Raw genomic sequence first — 15,765 nt, 5'->3', positions numbered from 1 at the left:
AACATGCAAGTCATTCTATTGGAAAAAATTGGTAAACTTGGCGCCCTGGGTGATGAAGTCAGCGTAAAAAACGGCTATGGCCGTAACTACCTGATTCCACAAGGCAAAGCCGTTCCTGCGACCAAAGAAAACCGTGAAATGTTTGAACAGCGCCGCGCTGAACTGGAAAAAGCGTCTGCTGAGCGTCTGGCGACTGCCGAAGCACGTAAAGCTCAGCTGGAAGGCCTGGAAAGAATCACTCTGGCCTCCAAAGCGGGTGACGAAGGCAAGCTATTCGGTTCTATTGGTCCTCGTGACCTGGCCGAAGCGGCTGTCGCTGCTGGTATTGAGCTGAACAAAAGCGAAATTCGTCTGCCAGAAGGCCCTCTGCGCATGACTGGCGAATACGAAATTCTGGTTCAGCTGCACCCAGAAGTAGAAAGCCTACTACGTGTCGCTGTTGTTGCTGAGTAAAATCAACAACGTTAGGGGCCTGCTCTTTTGAGGCCCCTGGTAAAATCCAAGGCACGGGCTCACCCTGTGCCTTTTTTGATTGATCCTATGGAGTTGCGGCCATGTCCAGCCCGGAAGCCAGCACTGACAAAGAAACCGCTCAGGTCAAAATGCCTCCCCATTCGCGGGAAGCAGAACAGTCAGTATTAGGTGGCTTGCTGCTTGATAATGCCTCCATGGATGCCGTAGCTGAGCTACTGGTCGAAACGGATTTTTATCTTAAGCCTCACCAGCTCATCTTTCGGGTCATGCGTGACCTGAATGAAAAGCTAACCCCTTTTGACCCCCTGATTCTTAGTAACAGCTTGAAAGAGCTGGGTCTTTTAGAATCCATTGGTGGGACGGCCTACCTTTATGAGCTGGGCAGAAACACACCCAGCGCCAGCAATATTCGGGCTTATGCCGAAATCGTTCGCGACCGCTCGGTAAGAAGGCGCTTGATTGAAGCCGCAAACCGTATTGCTGAAGCCGCCTTTCACCCCCAGGGACGCAACACGGATGAACTGCTCAATGAAGCAGAACAGCAGGTCTTTAAGATCGCAGAAGAAAGACCCAAATTCGGCGGTCCTCAGCATATTACCGACATCGCCAGCAATGTTGTGGAAATGCTGGAAACCCTGGATATCAACTCCACCGGGATTACCGGGCTACCCACGGGCTTTACAGACCTGGATGAAATGACCTCAGGCCTGCAGCCAGCCGATCTGGTCATCGTCGCCGGGCGTCCTTCGATGGGTAAAACCACTTTTGCCATGAACCTGGTAGAAAATGCTGCTGTTCATACGGGCAAACCCGTTCTGGTCTTTTCCATGGAGATGCCCTCTTCCCAGCTGATGATGCGTATTGTTTCTTCGCTGGGCCGGGTTGAACAAAACCGTTTACGCACCGGCAACCTGGAAGATGAAGATTGGGATCGCATCACTTCAACAGTGCGCCTGATCAAAGACACCAAGCTGTTTATTGATGATACTCCCGGTCTTTCACCCAATGATATGCGGACCCGTACCCGCCGCCTGGTTCGGGAGCAGGACTGCAACCCTGCTCTGATCATGGTCGACTATCTTCAGTTGATGCGGGTTCCTGGAAATTCCGAAAACCGGACCAATGAAATCTCGGAAATTTCACGCTCACTCAAAGCCCTTGCCAAAGAATTCAGCTGTCCTGTGGTGGCCCTTTCGCAGCTTAACCGGGGTCTGGAGCAGCGAACCAATAAACGCCCCATCATGTCGGATTTGCGTGAATCAGGGGCGATTGAGCAGGATGCGGATGTCATCGCCTTTGTTTATCGGGATGAGGTTTATCATCCAGAAAACCCGGATAATAAAGGGCTTGCAGAAATTATTATCGGCAAACAGCGTAATGGTCCTGTAGGGAGCGTGCACCTACTCTTTACCGGCCACTTCACACGTTTTGAAAACCTGGCACCTGAAAGTCTGGCTCAATACCGTGAAGCTGGCATCATCTATAGCGACTGATCAACATATCACGCAGCGCCTGCGCCGGCGATCATAGTCCAGTTCGATCCAGGCGAAGGCCTCGGCCTGGGTAAAAACACCGATCCATTCATATCTTCTGTCTGCAGCATAAATGACTTCCACCTGGTGCTCCTCCACCCGTTTGATACCATAACCACTCCACGGGCTGCCGAAATAGCCGACAAATTCAGGCTGCTGATTTGCTTCCGGGTTTTCCAGCCAAGCCGCAAATTCTTTAGCATCCAGTTCCAGGGCAACACAGGTTTTAGGCTCTTCAAGAAAGCGAGATTTCTGCACAGCCAGGTTGGCCGTGTCGTTAAATGCGCCCAAATGAAGAGCTTTGCTGCTAGAGACTCCAGCTAGCTCTGGCTGGAAAGCATAAAGGTGAAATTCGCCAGTTAGAGGCTGACAATATTGCCAAAACTGCCAAGGCGAGTTCTCGCCTCCTCTGGACACCAGCCTCGTTTTTTCATTATCTGTCGAATTCATATACCACCCAGCCTAAGTAGCCCTAAACCTGGCGTTTGTTTTCAGCCAGCCAGCCCACCAGAAAGAAGAGAGCCACCACTAGCGGACCCACCCATTTAACAGGAACCAGTGCCAACCAGTTCGCCAAGACCGGCGTAAACAAGACGGTTAGTGCACCATAGCCAAAGGCACACATAAGCACAAAGCCCAGAATACGGACCAGCTTGGGGTAGGGCCTTAATTGTTTCTTGACCAGACGGTTCAAATTATCCCCATAAATAACCAAGAGGGTCGCCACCAGAGCCAGAGCAATGCTGTTGATGTGCGAAAACGTCCAGTAGCCTGAACGTATCAGAATTTCATTGATAATATCCATTCAAAGTTTCTCACTGGTTGACATAACTGATGCATGATAAGCATCCACAACCTAAGTGCAACTTCCATCGATGTCATTTTGTTACTCCTAGGTATTGGAGGTTACTCCCAGTCGGGTTAGAGTAGCTTCCTCAGGATTAACCCCATAAAGAACAAGGTAAGGCTTCTGGACCCATGACTCACACAACCAATAATTCAAATAAATTAGCCAGCGCTCACATGCTTCCTGATGCGGAAGGTTTTTTTGGACCCTACGGTGGTCAGGCCATTCCCCCTCACCTCAAAGTCATCATGGATGAGATAGCCGCTGCCTATTTACAGATTCGGGAAACTCAGGCCTACCAAGATGAACTAACCCAGCTTTATCAACACTATGTGGGACGCCCCAGCCCTATCTATTTTGCCAAACGGCTGACCGAGGCCTGTGGTGGTGCCAAGATCTACCTTAAGCGGGAAGACCTTAACCATACCGGTGCCCACAAAATCAATCATGCTCTGGGTGAAGCCCTGCTTGCCAAGCATATGGGTAAAAGCAAGGTCATTGCTGAAACGGGTGCAGGCCAACATGGTGTCGCCATGGCAACCGCTTGTGCCCTGGTTGGCTTGCCGTGTGAAATCCACATGGGGGCTATCGATGTCGCCAAAGAACACCCCAATGTTGTCAAAATGAAAATCCTTGGCGCCAAGCTGATTAGTGTTGAAACAGGAACCCGCACACTTAAAGATGCGGTTGACAGTGCTTTTGAAGAATACTTGAAAGACCCAGACAACTATTTTTATGCCATAGGTTCAGTTGTTGGACCTCACCCCTTCCCAATGATGGTCCGTGATTTTCAATCCATTATTGGCCGCGAAGCCCGTCAGCAGTTCCCGGAAATGACTGGCAAACTGCCTGACTATGTTGTTGCCTGCGTCGGCGGCGGCTCCAACGCCATGGGACTTTTCTCGGGCTTTCTGGATGATGAACAAGTTAAACTGGTTGGTGTGGAACCCTCCGGCAATGGCCTGGGCAAAGGCGAGCATGCTGCCACCCTAACCTATGGTACTCCTGGCACCATGCACGGTTTTCATTCCTATATGCTGCAGGACAAGGAAGGTCAACCCGATCCTGTTTACTCCATTGCCTCTGGACTCGACTATCCTTCAGTAGGGCCCCATCATAGCTATCTTAAAGATCTTGGCCGGGCTGAATACCATGCAATCAATGATGACGGCTGTCTGGATGCTTTCATGAAACTTTCCCAGCTGGAAGGCATCATCCCCGCTCTGGAGTCCGCCCATGCTCTGGCCTGGGTCATGCAGGAAGCCAAGAACCTGGGCAGTGAAACTCAGGTGCTGGTCAACCTGTCAGGCCGGGGTGACAAGGACGCTGATTTCGTTGCCGATAAGCTGAAACTTTGAGCACTAAAATCTAGCCTCGTGCCAGCTGCCCTGGATCAAGGTTCTTCTGCCTTCCAGGCAGTAAAATGAAAAAATTATGCTGTCTGTATCCAGGCAGCTGGCATCAAGAAGGTGGAGAAAAAGAATGAATAAGTGGCTGGCCAACACCTCGATTCAGACCAAGGTTAATGCGGCCCTGCTTGCAGTTCTGCTGCTGGTTATGATTGCATCCATGCTTTTCACTATCCGGAGTGAAAGAGCCATGGTCGAGGAAACCATGTACCAGAATGTCCAGGATATGGCAGACACCTATCTGGATACCCTGAATATCATGATGCTTACCGGTACCCTGGCCCAGTTTCGCGAAGTTCATCGGGAAAAGGTACTCAGCCAGCCAGGTATGACTGAAGCAAGAGTGCTCAGAGCAGACCCAGTTATCCAATTCTTTGGCGAAGCAGCTGATATTGACCAGCCAGTGGATGAGCTGGATCAGCGTGCACTCAGAGGTGAAGCCATTCAGGAAATCCGTTCAACAGATGAAGGACGTATCATGACGGTGCTGCGTCCTGTCTTTAATGAAACGGATTACCGGGGCACCAATTGCATGACCTGTCATGTCGGAACCAAGGGCGAACTCCTGGGAGCCATCCGACTCAGTTACAACCTCTCGGATTTGGATAGACGCATCAACCTTAACCTCTTGCAATTAGGTGGCATTCAGTCCCTGCTTTTTGTCGCCGGGCTACTGCTGATATCCTGGGTTGTTTATCGCCTGATTCTCCGTCCCCTGCGCCGTATTCGTCGGACCATGCGCAATGTAGAGGAAAACTCTGATTTAAGTGTCCGTGTTCGGGGTATCAGCAGCAATGATGAAATAGGCAGCCTGGCTTCCAATTTCAACTCCATGCTCGACCGCTTTGCTGCCAGCATCAAACAGGTTGCGGCGACAACCCGTACACTTAAGAATTCCGCCCACACCATTTCATCAGTTGCTGAAGAAACCGTCAGCGCCGTTAATGCCCAACACAGTGAAACTGAACAAATGGCCAGCGCCATGGAGCAGATGCAAGCCAGTGCACAGCAGGCACGTGAACATGCCCAGCGCACCTCCCATGCTTCCAGCGAAGCTAACAATGAAGCCAGCTCCAGCCGCACGGTTACCCAAGCTTCGATTGCAGGCATTCACCAACTGACCGAACATATCAGCAAGGCCTCAGAGGTTATTCAGGCTCTGGATCACTATAGCGATGATGTTGGCAAAGTACTGGAGATTATCACTGGGATTGCTGAACAGACCAACCTGCTGGCGTTGAATGCGGCTATAGAAGCAGCCAGAGCGGGTGAAAGTGGTCGCGGTTTTGCCGTAGTTGCCGATGAAGTTAGATCCCTTGCCAACCGTACCCATGAAGCCACTCAAGAGGTCCGCCGCACCATAGATCGCCTACAGGAAGAAGCCAAGGGTGCCGTAAGCATGATGGAAACCGCTCAGGAAAGTGCCCACAAGAGTGTGAGTGATGTCGAACAGGTTGGTAAGTCCCTGAGCCATATTGCCGATGCTGTCAGCAACATCAGCACCCTCAACGCACAATTAGCCAATGCTGCAGAAGAGCAGCAGGAAGTTGCTGGCAGGGTTAATACCCAAGTCAGTCACATAGGCACCATTGCCCAGCAAACCTCTGCTGATGCACGCAAGTCCTCACAAGTCAGTGATGACCTGGTCAAGTTAGCAGACCATCTGGAAGAGCTGGTGGAAGGTTTCAAACTTGACTAGAAGAAGTCAGCCCGGCTATTAAGCCGGGCCAGCTTTAACCTTTGAGGGTTTTGCTACCGATGACATCACCAACGGTTGCCATAAAATAGACAGGATCAAAGGAAGGAGGCAGCTTGTCATGGATGATAAAGTACATAAACACCGCATGTAGCGCACCAAAGCGATAAAAAATTCCACTGACCAGGCGTGAAAAACGCTTCGGCTCATGACGCTGAAGCTTCAGCTTGCTCTTGGCTGCCCCAAAGAGGTAACCATAGGTGGCGCCAACAATCTTCTGATCTCTTTTCAAGCTACCGCTACTCACTAGTTGCTTTGACAAGCGCACAGCATCACGAATAGAGCGGCCCAGGGAAAAAGAAAGCTGACGACTGATATTCTGAGGAATCTCGGCTTTATCAGCGAGCAAACGATGCTTTTCAGTCAACACAGCATGCGCTTTAGCCAGGTGCAGTGAGATATCACCCTTGGCGGTTTGCCGGTAAAAAACATGGTCGCTAAGATGCATAAACAACCCCCGCTGGTTGAAAAAGCTCACACAACGGTTGATAACATCTTTGAAAGAGAAAAATGGCATGGTTGCCAAAGGGACCACTACCAACAAGGTCACTAGCATGCCTAAACTCAGAACCAGGGTTCTTCGTCCTAGAATCATCCCCTGGAAAAGTCCGAACAATGCTAGAGACAAGGCAACTAACACCAGGATTGCTAGAACGAGGCTATTCAACAAGTGGTTGACCAAAAACTTTCGGCCGTCTTGACTTGACAGAATTGCAACAAGAAAGCGCTGCGTTTCTCGAAGTCGAAAAGTGATTTCTGAAGCCATTTCTGGGTACTCCGGAACTTCCTACACGGCTGGAACTACTGACCAGGATGACACTACACCCGGAAAGGATATTTTACCAAATATCCACTCCAAAAGGGTGATTTGTGACCTGAGTCTCTGTAATTTTTCGATAAACCCCTTTAGACTAGAGAGTCAAGATTTCTTCCTGGTCATGGATACTATTCCGATGCTTGAAAAAGACATTGTTCTTGTCGTTGATGATTCGGCAACAGCTCGTAATGCAATTATCAATGTGCTTCGTGATCGCCTTTATTGCAAGGAAATCCATGAAGCAGCTGATGGCAAGGAAGCGCTCAGGATGCTTAAACAACACCCTGAAATTGATTGGATCTTTTGTGACTGGGAAATGCCAGTCATGGCAGGGGATGAGCTGCTCGCTGCAGTTCGCAAAGACCCCCAAACAGCCCACCTGCCTTTCATCATGATTACCTCCAAGGGTGACCGGGATTCCCTGGTCACTGCCGTACAGCTGGGCGTCACCTCCTTTGTCATCAAACCCTTTACCGCCAAAAAGCTGGTCGAGAAGGTGTTTCTAGCCCGTGGACGCATGGAAAGACGCAATGCCGAGCGCATCAAGGCATCCCGTGGCCAAAAGGCTCAATTGAAGTTTGCCAACAAGCAGCCGGTTGATAGCGATATGATTGATATATCCTTATCCGGCCTGCTGACCATGTGCAACCATGAAGAGGTACGCGATATCACCATCTTTGATCGCATGGAAGTCAAAGTCTACATGCCACATACAGAAGAGGAAATTCTTCTGCCTTGCCAGGTTATCCGGCTAGAGGCTGACCCTGCCCACCCATCAAGGGTGGAAGAAATACGTATCGCCACTCGCTTTATGCCGATGGAAGGCACGGTGCGCACCCAGCTGGTTGACTATATAGAGGCCACACGGCGAATTGCCAACCGTGAAGAAAAAGCCGTCAGCTAAGCAAGCCTTCGGCTTTAAGTAACTCTAGCGCAGCTGAAACTCGCGCTCTTCTTGGACTTCCTGGCCCTGTTGGTCTTTCCAGCTGAAGACCGCAGGGGTAGAAGTATCTAGCTTTAATTGAACACGGATATAAGGGTTGGCAGCAGTACCTGTGTGCAAACCAGCACGGAAGACTGTTTCTCCACCCAATTGCAGACGAAACGCCTCTATCAGGTTTTGATCAATCAACTTACCTTGGGCATCTTCACGCAACCCGGTTTCCATCGGATGGTTGATCAAAGTGCGCACATCCAGCGCCTGGCCTGCTGACATACGGCGAGGTAAAGCAATGCGTGGATTTTGCATGCCTGCTTCAGCATCTTCATCACTTCTCATCAAACAGCCACTGACAGTCACTCTGACTTCCCGCTCTGTCACCCAGGTGGCGCCTTCCCGGCTTTTGGCCACTGCAATGACTGTCTGAGTTTCATTCAACCTGACTCGGGTTGCCACTTTTGGCAAAACCCGTGGGTCCATAAAGTGGAACTCAATAATTTCAGGATTAGGGTTACCTGTTGAAAAAACATGAATGGATTCAAGCTGATCCCCTGACTTCAACTGCCCCTCAAAACTGACTTCCAAAGCCACGGAAGAGCCATCTTCAGAAACCAGGGGGAGATCCAGTTTGAGACCTGAGGTAGCAGGCTGGCTGCCATCCAAGAACTTCTTAACTGGCTCAAAAGACTGCCAGCTACTCGCCAGAACCAAAGGTGACAGGATCAAGGTGATGCTAGTCACCCAAAAAAAACGCAGCAAATAGTTGAACACAGAGGACTCCACAAGAATTGACTTAAAGACCCATCCCGAGGCCAGCTAAAGAAACTTAAGCCCTGGCTGCCAAACGAATTTTCAGCCAAGCACCGAAAAGAATGCCTACCAAAGCAACCATACTGGCCAGGGCCAGCGTTGAAACTCCGGTCAGCCCCTGGCCCAGGCTACAACCCAGAGCCAGAACACCACCAAAGCCCATTAGCAAACCACCAACAAGGGAGCCTTGTAATTGGGATATTGACTCAAAACCCTGCCAGGCAAACTCTCGGCCCAACAAGGCTCTCAACAAGGCACCGGCCAAAACACCAGCAACCAGAACCACCCCAAAGCTTAGGCGTGTTCCTGTAGACAACTGAAGATACTGCTGAGTTTCCGTTACTGGAGCCACAAAAGTCATCGAGGCCAAGCGGACGGGCTCAAAGTCATCAGCACCCAGATAACCGGTAATCCACCAGCCAGCAGGCACCAAAAGCCCAATCAAAGCACCCGCCAACAGTTGTTTGGGTGAGCGACGAAATTGATCTGACTTTAAAACCCAGGCCAGGGCAACAGCGACCAGGGGTAAAGTCATCCAGGCAGGCAGCTGGGCAAAGGGTAGTTCTACTCGGGTCAAATCTTCCAAATAGATGCGCACTGGCGCCAAGAGACCGGAAAGAGTCATTCCAGCCGCCAAAGCGAGTGCAAAGAGGGTAACCACTGAACGCAGATTGCCACTGGCAAGGAGTACCAGACTGCGCGCACCACAGGCATTGGCAAGGGCCATACCATAGCCAAAGAGGACTCCCCCTAAAAGCAGGGCAAGCAGCGGTGGTGTTGATTGAACATAGATCGAAGCCTGCAGATCAACGATGCCTTGCCACACCAAAAACTGGCTGCCCAGTAATGCAAAGGCCAGAGCAAGTACAAACAACCGCAGTTTCTGGTAACTCTGCTGCTGACAGGCCTCAACCAAGCCTCGCAACAAACAGAAACGACTCCACTGGGCAAGAGCACCAAAACTCAAACCCAGTAGAGCCGTTGACCAGAGTACCAGCAGCTGGTGATTATCCAGCAGATCCAAGTACCAGTCGTACATCAAAGTTTATCCAAGTTACAGACGTGTGCCCCAGGTATCCTGACTGATGGCATTATACCAGCCTACTGCATATTCTGCTTCGGCACGTCTTACCCAGCCATCCGCATCACTGGCACTCAAGCCACCCGAGCCTTGGGGACTAACAATTTCGTTATTTTCCAAGCGGTAAACGCCCGCCACTGAAATACCATAATCAGGATTAATCAAGCTGTAGCAGGTATTGGCCCAATGAGGGTCGACCGTTGAAGTTCCTTCCAAAGAGGCCACGATTGCTGCCGCAGCGACCTTACCCTGAGCGTTGGCCGCAAAGCCTGATTTGGGCATGGGCGCAGCAACGGTAGCGTCACCCACAACGTAGATATCTGCCGCCAGCTCCGCTTCAAAAGTGCGTGGATTGACAGGCACCCAGCCGCTGGAATTAGTTACCCCGGCACGCTCAGCAATTTTTCCTGCTTTTTGAGGCGGAACCACGTTTAGAACCCCAGCCTTATGGCGGGTACCAAACTCAGTTTCAACTTCACGCTTTTGCGCATCAACACGAACCACCTTGCCATCGCCGGAAAGTCCTACCCACTCAATGCGGTCGCCATAGACTTCCTGCCAGGCCGAGGTAAACAACCCCTGTTTGGAGAAGTTATCCTTGGAATCCAAAATCAGCACCTTGGAGCGCGGCTTATGTTGACTGAAATAGTGGGCAATCAGACTAGCACGCTCATAGGGGCCAGGTGGACAGCGGAAAGGATTAGCTGGAGCCGACAAAATGAAGGTGTCACCATCGTCCATGGCTTCCAGTTGGCGTCTCAGTAAGCGGGTTTGTTCGCCTGCCTGCCAAGCATGAGGAGCCAGCTCCGCAGCGGCCTGGTCATAGCCTTCCAAAGCATCCCAACGAATATCGATACCGGGTGACAGCACCAGGCGATCATATTTCAAGGTCGAGCCTGTGGATAGTCGGACTGTGTGAGCAACGGGATCAACATCTTCAGCATAGGCGTGAACCACTTCAACACCGTACACTTCTTTCAATTCCTGATAATTATGACCAATCGAATCGAGTGAACGCTCACCAGCCAGTACCAGGTTAGAGAAGGGGCAGGTATAAAAGGTTTTTTTCGGTTCAATCAGAGTGACCGCTATGGCAGGGTTACCACGCTTGATGTATTTCGCTGCGGTAGCACCACCGAAACCACCCCCAACAACCACTACATGCCCGGCCGTACCCTTGGAGACAGCTGTTGCACCACAGGCGGATAAAATAGGCAGCAAGCTGGCAGCACCGACACCTTTCAGTAGGCTACGACGACTCAGTGTTTTATTTTCTTCGCTCATTTTGGCTTTTCCTTATTTGTTATCCAGGTTGGCAAAGTAGTGGGCCAGAGCGCGTAGCTCCTCTTCAGTGTACCCCTTGGCAATGCGATCCATAACAGTGGCTCTTGGCTCTTCATCGCGCTTAAACGCTAACAGTTGAGCTTCAAGAACACCGGCTGGTCGCTTGGCAATGGCAGGCACCACGCCTGCCAGTCGACCTTCGGTGCCGTGACAATTGGCGCAGGAGCCAGCCATGACTTCAACTTGCCGCTGGCTGAAACCTTCAGCTTGAGCACTAGAAATTAAAAAACCACCTAAAACCAGAGCATAGAACCCTGTTTTTAGGTGGTTAGGTACTGAATTCAGTATTTTTTTGGTTTTTTTGCTGAACATAAGAGCCTGCCTTGCTGATGATCGAAGTATCAGATGCGACTACTTTAGTCCAGGTAGCTAGTAACCAAAAAGAATAAATAGTTATGCCGTTATTCCATTAATCAACAAAAGCCCTTTCAATCACATAGTCACCTGGATCACCCATACGCGGGGAGATCTTGAAACCCCGGTCATCCAGCATCTTACTGAGGTCTCTCAGCATATTGGGACTACCACAAATCATTGCCCGGTCCGTCTCAGGGTTGAGTTCAGGCAGGCCCAGATCGCTTGCCAGCTGACCTGTTGCGGCCAACTCAGTAATCCGCCCCCGGTGAACAAAATCTTCACGAGTCACACAAGGATAGTAGATGAGTTTCTCTTTGATTTCCTCACTCAGGTACTCGTGATTGGGCAGTTCTTCAGTCAGGAACTCTTGATAGGCCAGGTCTTTTTTCCAGCGAACCCCATGAACAAGAATAATCTTTTCAAAACGCTCGTAGGTATCCGGGTCTTGAATAACACTCAAAAAGGGTGCCAAGCCTGTTCCCGTACTAAACAGGTAGAGATGACGTCCAGGCAGCAGATCATCGAGCACCAGAGTCCCGGTTGGCTTTTTGCTGATCATAATCTGATCACCCTCCTGCAAGTGTTGCAGGCGTGAAGTCAGGGGACCATCAGGCACCTTAATGCTGAAAAACTCCAGCTGCTCACCATAGTTGGGGCTGGCAATGCTGTAAGCACGCATCAAGGGCTTACCACTCACCTCCAAACCTATCATCACAAACTGGCCGTTTTTAAATCTCAGGCCGTCGCTACGGGTGGTAGTAAAGCTGAACAGGCTTTCTGTCCAGTGATGTACGCTGGTAACTTCTTCAGCATAGAACTTGCTCATAGATGACCTCTCAACTGTGGCCGAGTAATTTAATCGGGTATTCTAGAGGTTTGCCACCCGGAGGTTAAATCTTTTGTTTTTATACCCTTATTCTATAAAAAGTTATTCAGATATAACCAAAAACAAAAATTCAGTCAGGCTTTTCAGCAAGCAAGACTGCTCTCACCGGTGCTGGATAGCCTTCCCGAGTCAAATCCGGGTTCTCTGAATCAAGAAAGTCGGCTAAGGATTGAAAGGTCATCCAGTCCGTTGCCCGCTGTTCTTCAGTTGTGGTTTTTTCTTGGCTAACACAGCGTATATTCGTAAACCCAGCACGGCGCAGCCAAAGTTCAAGGGCTTTAACCGAAGGCAAAAACCAGACATTGCGCATAGCCGCATAGCGGTCTTCAGGGATCAAAACGGCTTGCTCATCACCTTCTATGACCAGAGTTTCCAGGACCAGTTCGCCCCCAGGCCTTAGCGCCGACTTGAGTTCCAGCAGGTGATCAATAGGCGAGCGCCTGTGATATAAAACCCCCATGGAAAGCACCCAGTCAAAGGCTGCCAGCTGATCCGGCAGGGCCTCAATCCCCACGGGCAGGTGATACACTTCGGGCAAACCCTGAGTTCCCAAAAGCTTTTTAACCGCTTCAAACTGGGCATAAAAACGCGGCGAGGGGTCGATACAGAGAGTAAAGGCTGCGCCCTCTCCGGCCAAGCGCCAAGCGTGGTAACCACTGCCTCCACCGACATCGAGAATTTTGCGGCCTTCCAGTCGACCTAGATGAGGACGCAGTCGATCCCATTTAAAATCAGAGCGCCACTCAGTATCGATATAGGTGCCATGCAAATCAAAAGGCCCCTTCCGCCAGGGCATTAACCCCTTAAGCAGGCCTGCAATCTGATTTTTTTCTCCTTCTCCCAACGGCTGACCATCGGTTTTAAGCCCTTGAGTGGCTGTGATGGCAGCCGTTTGCAGGTTAAATTGGGAGGTCTCTATCTCGGGCAATTGCTTGACCCTTTGCCACCAACCATTAAATTCCGGGAAACGTTTTGGGTCCAGAGCTTCTTTTAACTGCCCAGGCAGTAAAGCAAGCCATTGGTGCAGGCCAGGTCGCTCACGCCCCTCTTCAGCCAGCAAACGGAATACGGCTGAAAAATCCGGTTCACTCATCATCTCTCCCCTTAATTGCCAGGAAAGAAGCAAAATTCAGGTATTGAAACCATTGGGTTGAAAAGCCAAAACCGGCCTGCTGCAAGCGCAATAGATGTTCTTCAGCAGTATCGGTTCGCAACACATCCTCCAGAGCGGTGCGCTTTTGACTGATTTCCATATCGGAATAGCCATTAGCCCGTTTAAAATCATGATGCAACTCGTACAACAGCTGAGACCGGCGCTGATCGGTAAAGTGTACTTTTTCACTCAGCAAGAGAGCGCCACCGGGACGTAAGCTAGCATAGAGCCTATCCAGCAGAGGCTGCCGGTCTTCGGCGGGTAAAAACTGAAGCGTGAAATTAATCATGATTAAATCACAAGGCTGATACTTAAGTGTGCGGATATCCGCACAGCAGACTTCAACTTTTCTGGCCGGTAGCTTCTCCGCTAACAGCTCACGGCAACGTTGATTCATAGCTGCTGAAGAATCCACGGCAATAATGTCCAGCTCCTGCAAATCATCCAGCTGCTGGGCAACACTCAGGGTACTGGCCCCTAGAGAAGCACCCAAATCATAAATACGGCCACCTTCAGGCACATAGCGGCGGGCAATCACACCCGCCATACCCAGAATTTGCGAATAACCAGGCACCGAGCGCTTGATCATATCGGGAAAAACTCTGGCCACCTGCTCATCAAAAGTAAAGCTGGCCAGCTGGTCCAAGGGGTTGGCAAAAAGGGCGTCTCTGGGTGGCGAAGTTTTTGAACTCATCAGTATTACCTGGTTTTTCTGGCCTGATAAACAGTAAATTTGCCTGTTTCAGCCAAGCGGGTAAAGCTGCCAAAAGCGGCATCCAGTAAATCGGGATAGGGTAAAAAGCGGTTGGCAACGATTCTTAGCTCTCCCCCCGGTTTCAACCAAGCTGGGGCCTGCTTTATCAAGCGCTCAGCGGGGCCATAATCAGTTCCGCGTCCGGTATGAAAAGGTGGGTTACTAAGGATCAAGTCTAGACTGGCGGGAGCGCAGGCATCATCTAGGCCGGTATAGACATCGGCAGCCAGGCACTGGCCTTGCAAGCCATTCGCCTCCAGCGTTTTGCGTGTCGCCAAGAGAGCAAAGCCATTGACATCCGTTGCCAGCAGCTGCCAAGCGGGCCGTTGACTTAAAAACCAGGCACCCAACAACCCCGTACCGCAACCCAGGTCCAGCAGCTTGCCCGTGGACGGCAACTGGCTCACTTCACGCTCAAGCGTTTCCAGTAACAGGGCTGAGCCTTCATCGACTTTGTTTTGACTGAACACACCGGGTTGATTAAATAGCTGCAGTCCAGCCGGACCTTCCAGCCAGGTGGTTGCAGGCTGAAGGGGAAGCAGCTCGCCAAGCGGCTGGGTAGCTTGCACGATATAGAGAGAACAACGCCGGGCTGAGTCGAGTTTACTGACCTGCAAACCAGCCTCTGCCAAGAGTTTAGCCGCTGCCTTTACACCGCCTTGATTTTCACCCAACAGGTAAAATTGCTGGATGGCTAGGTCTGCCAATTGTTGTAGCCACCAGTAGCCTTCGCCCTTGGCTTTGGGCCAGAGTAAAACCAAGCGCCCGTCCACCTCTGTCGGGGCCTGCTGGCTAATAAAATAGCTTTCCAGATCCAGCCGTTGAGCCGTGCTAGCCAAGCGCCAATCACTCGTCCAAACTCTTGTTTTTTGGTTAAAAAAACCAGGAGTCACCAAGGGTTGCAACTGAAAATCAGCTGCTGCTGCGATCAAAGTCAGCGGTTGATCCAGCCAGTCTGGTAAATGACGAAGAAGTAACTGCCCCCTTGGGCAAGCTGCAGATGACATAACTCAGTCCAATCACTAGGATTAAAGGGCGCTAAAGATAGAGGTTTTGCTATCGCATTACCAGTCGAAACTGTGGCACAAGTATTGCTAATACCTTTAGCGGGTACTTACCTGCGTCACCTAAAAACTTATAAGGAAACATCATGGCTGAATACAAAACTCTCCTCTTTGCAACAGACTTTTCTGAAGGTGCATCCAGTGCAGTTGATCAAGCCTTGAGTCTGGCCCAACTGACCGGAGCACGCCTGCATTTGTATCATGTCATCACTGAGCTGGCCGATAAGCGTCGTCGCTTCATACCTGCCGATGTGATAGACACCTTTATCACTGAAATTACCCGTCATGCACAAGAAGACATGCAGGCTTTTCATGATCGCCATTTTGCCAAGGCCAGCTTTCCAGTCACTACCGAAGTCGAGGTTGGCACCGGCTATGAAGACATCCTTGCAGAAGCTGATAAAATTAAAGCTGACCTGATTATACTGGGAACTCATGGACGCACAGGCATTGAAAAGGTGCTGGTCGGTTCAACCGCTGAGCGAGTTGTGCGTAACTCCAAGGTTCCAGTATTAACAGTAAGAGACTAAAGGCGTTAGGA

At 50.6% G+C, this 15,765-nt stretch carries 17 protein-coding genes; 6 read left to right on the top strand and 11 right to left on the bottom strand.

Annotated elements, in window-relative coordinates; genetic code table 11:
• Positions 1-3: 3 nt before the first annotated feature.
• Positions 4-453, top strand: coding sequence for a 50S ribosomal protein L9 (gene rplI / locus BM185_RS04830; RefSeq protein ID WP_091960157.1), 450 nt, complete (start codon positions 4-6; stop codon positions 451-453).
• A 101-nt stretch (positions 454-554) separates the two neighbouring features.
• A complete protein-coding gene (gene dnaB, locus BM185_RS04825) occupies positions 555-1,967 on the top strand; it encodes a replicative DNA helicase (protein ID WP_091960154.1) in 1,413 nt (470 codons plus the stop codon).
• On the opposite strand, the gene BM185_RS04820 is transcribed toward dnaB, so the two are convergent.
• Together BM185_RS04820 and BM185_RS04815 are read right to left on the bottom strand one after the other, a co-directional pair.
• Positions 1,968-2,456 (bottom strand): hypothetical protein, encoded by a 489-nt coding sequence (locus BM185_RS04820; protein ID WP_091960151.1) that lies wholly within the window; start codon positions 2,454-2,456, stop codon positions 1,968-1,970. It abuts the gene before it with no gap.
• 22 nt (positions 2,457-2,478) lie between these two features.
• Positions 2,479-2,811 carry a DUF3392 domain-containing protein gene (locus tag BM185_RS04815; RefSeq protein WP_091960148.1) on the bottom strand — a complete coding sequence of 111 codons (333 nt, stop codon included), beginning with the start codon at positions 2,809-2,811 and terminating at the stop codon, positions 2,479-2,481.
• A 173-nt stretch (positions 2,812-2,984) separates the two neighbouring features.
• On the opposite strand from BM185_RS04815, the gene trpB reads away from it, so the two are divergent.
• Complete coding sequence (gene trpB, locus BM185_RS04810) at positions 2,985-4,211, top strand: tryptophan synthase subunit beta (RefSeq protein WP_091960146.1); 1,227 nt, start codon at positions 2,985-2,987, stop codon at positions 4,209-4,211.
• Between the two features lie 124 nt (positions 4,212-4,335).
• On the top strand, positions 4,336-5,961 hold the full coding sequence (locus BM185_RS04805; RefSeq protein WP_177203476.1) for a methyl-accepting chemotaxis protein: 1,626 nt from the start codon (positions 4,336-4,338) through the stop codon (positions 5,959-5,961).
• A 34-nt stretch (positions 5,962-5,995) separates the two neighbouring features.
• Here BM185_RS04805 and BM185_RS04800 read toward each other — a convergent pair whose 3' ends face one another.
• Positions 5,996-6,646 (bottom strand): hypothetical protein, encoded by a 651-nt coding sequence (locus BM185_RS04800; protein ID WP_218149388.1) that lies wholly within the window; start codon positions 6,644-6,646, stop codon positions 5,996-5,998.
• A gap of 325 nt (positions 6,647-6,971) precedes the next feature.
• Here BM185_RS04800 and BM185_RS04795 point away from each other — a divergent pair, with 325 nt between their 5' ends.
• On the top strand, positions 6,972-7,739 hold the full coding sequence (locus BM185_RS04795) for a response regulator (protein WP_091960135.1): 768 nt from the start codon (positions 6,972-6,974) through the stop codon (positions 7,737-7,739).
• Positions 7,740-7,763: 24 nt separating this feature from the next.
• On the opposite strand, the gene BM185_RS04790 is transcribed toward BM185_RS04795, so the two are convergent.
• From BM185_RS04790 to BM185_RS04755, 8 genes are all read right to left on the bottom strand, one after another.
• Positions 7,764-8,546: a thiosulfate oxidation carrier protein SoxY gene (locus tag BM185_RS04790; protein WP_143089485.1), complete on the bottom strand. Its 783-nt coding sequence runs from the start codon at positions 8,544-8,546 to the stop codon at positions 7,764-7,766.
• A gap of 55 nt (positions 8,547-8,601) precedes the next feature.
• Positions 8,602-9,624 carry a YeeE/YedE family protein gene (locus BM185_RS04785; RefSeq protein WP_218149387.1) on the bottom strand — a complete coding sequence of 341 codons (1,023 nt, stop codon included), beginning with the start codon at positions 9,622-9,624 and terminating at the stop codon, positions 8,602-8,604.
• Between the two features lie 15 nt (positions 9,625-9,639).
• Positions 9,640-10,950, bottom strand: a complete 1,311-nt coding sequence (locus tag BM185_RS04780; RefSeq protein WP_091960130.1) for an NAD(P)/FAD-dependent oxidoreductase — start codon at positions 10,948-10,950, stop codon at positions 9,640-9,642.
• A gap of 12 nt (positions 10,951-10,962) precedes the next feature.
• On the bottom strand, positions 10,963-11,322 hold the full coding sequence (locus tag BM185_RS04775; RefSeq protein ID WP_091960127.1) for a c-type cytochrome: 360 nt from the start codon (positions 11,320-11,322) through the stop codon (positions 10,963-10,965).
• 97 nt (positions 11,323-11,419) lie between these two features.
• Entirely contained in the window at positions 11,420-12,193 is a 774-nt protein-coding gene (locus BM185_RS04770; RefSeq protein ID WP_091960125.1) for a ferredoxin--NADP reductase, read from the bottom strand.
• A 130-nt stretch (positions 12,194-12,323) separates the two neighbouring features.
• On the bottom strand, positions 12,324-13,349 hold the full coding sequence (cmoB, locus tag BM185_RS04765; RefSeq protein WP_245751702.1) for a tRNA 5-methoxyuridine(34)/uridine 5-oxyacetic acid(34) synthase CmoB: 1,026 nt from the start codon (positions 13,347-13,349) through the stop codon (positions 12,324-12,326).
• Positions 13,339-14,100: a carboxy-S-adenosyl-L-methionine synthase CmoA gene (cmoA, locus tag BM185_RS04760; RefSeq protein ID WP_091960120.1), complete on the bottom strand. Its 762-nt coding sequence runs from the start codon at positions 14,098-14,100 to the stop codon at positions 13,339-13,341. Before cmoA ends, cmoB begins: the two co-directional genes overlap by 11 nt.
• 5 nt (positions 14,101-14,105) lie before the next feature.
• Positions 14,106-15,167, bottom strand: coding sequence for a methyltransferase (locus BM185_RS04755; protein ID WP_091960117.1), 1,062 nt, complete (start codon positions 15,165-15,167; stop codon positions 14,106-14,108).
• Between the two features lie 143 nt (positions 15,168-15,310).
• Between BM185_RS04755 and BM185_RS04750 the strand changes: the two genes are divergently transcribed.
• On the top strand, positions 15,311-15,754 hold the full coding sequence (locus BM185_RS04750) for a universal stress protein (RefSeq protein WP_091960114.1): 444 nt from the start codon (positions 15,311-15,313) through the stop codon (positions 15,752-15,754).
• Positions 15,755-15,765: the final 11 nt, after the last annotated feature.

Origin of the sequence: Marinospirillum celere (assembly GCF_900112235.1) — a bacterium.
In the GTDB taxonomy this organism is placed as follows: domain Bacteria; phylum Pseudomonadota; class Gammaproteobacteria; order Pseudomonadales; family Halomonadaceae; genus Marinospirillum; species Marinospirillum celere.
This window is presented reverse-complemented; position numbering and strand designations above follow the sequence as displayed.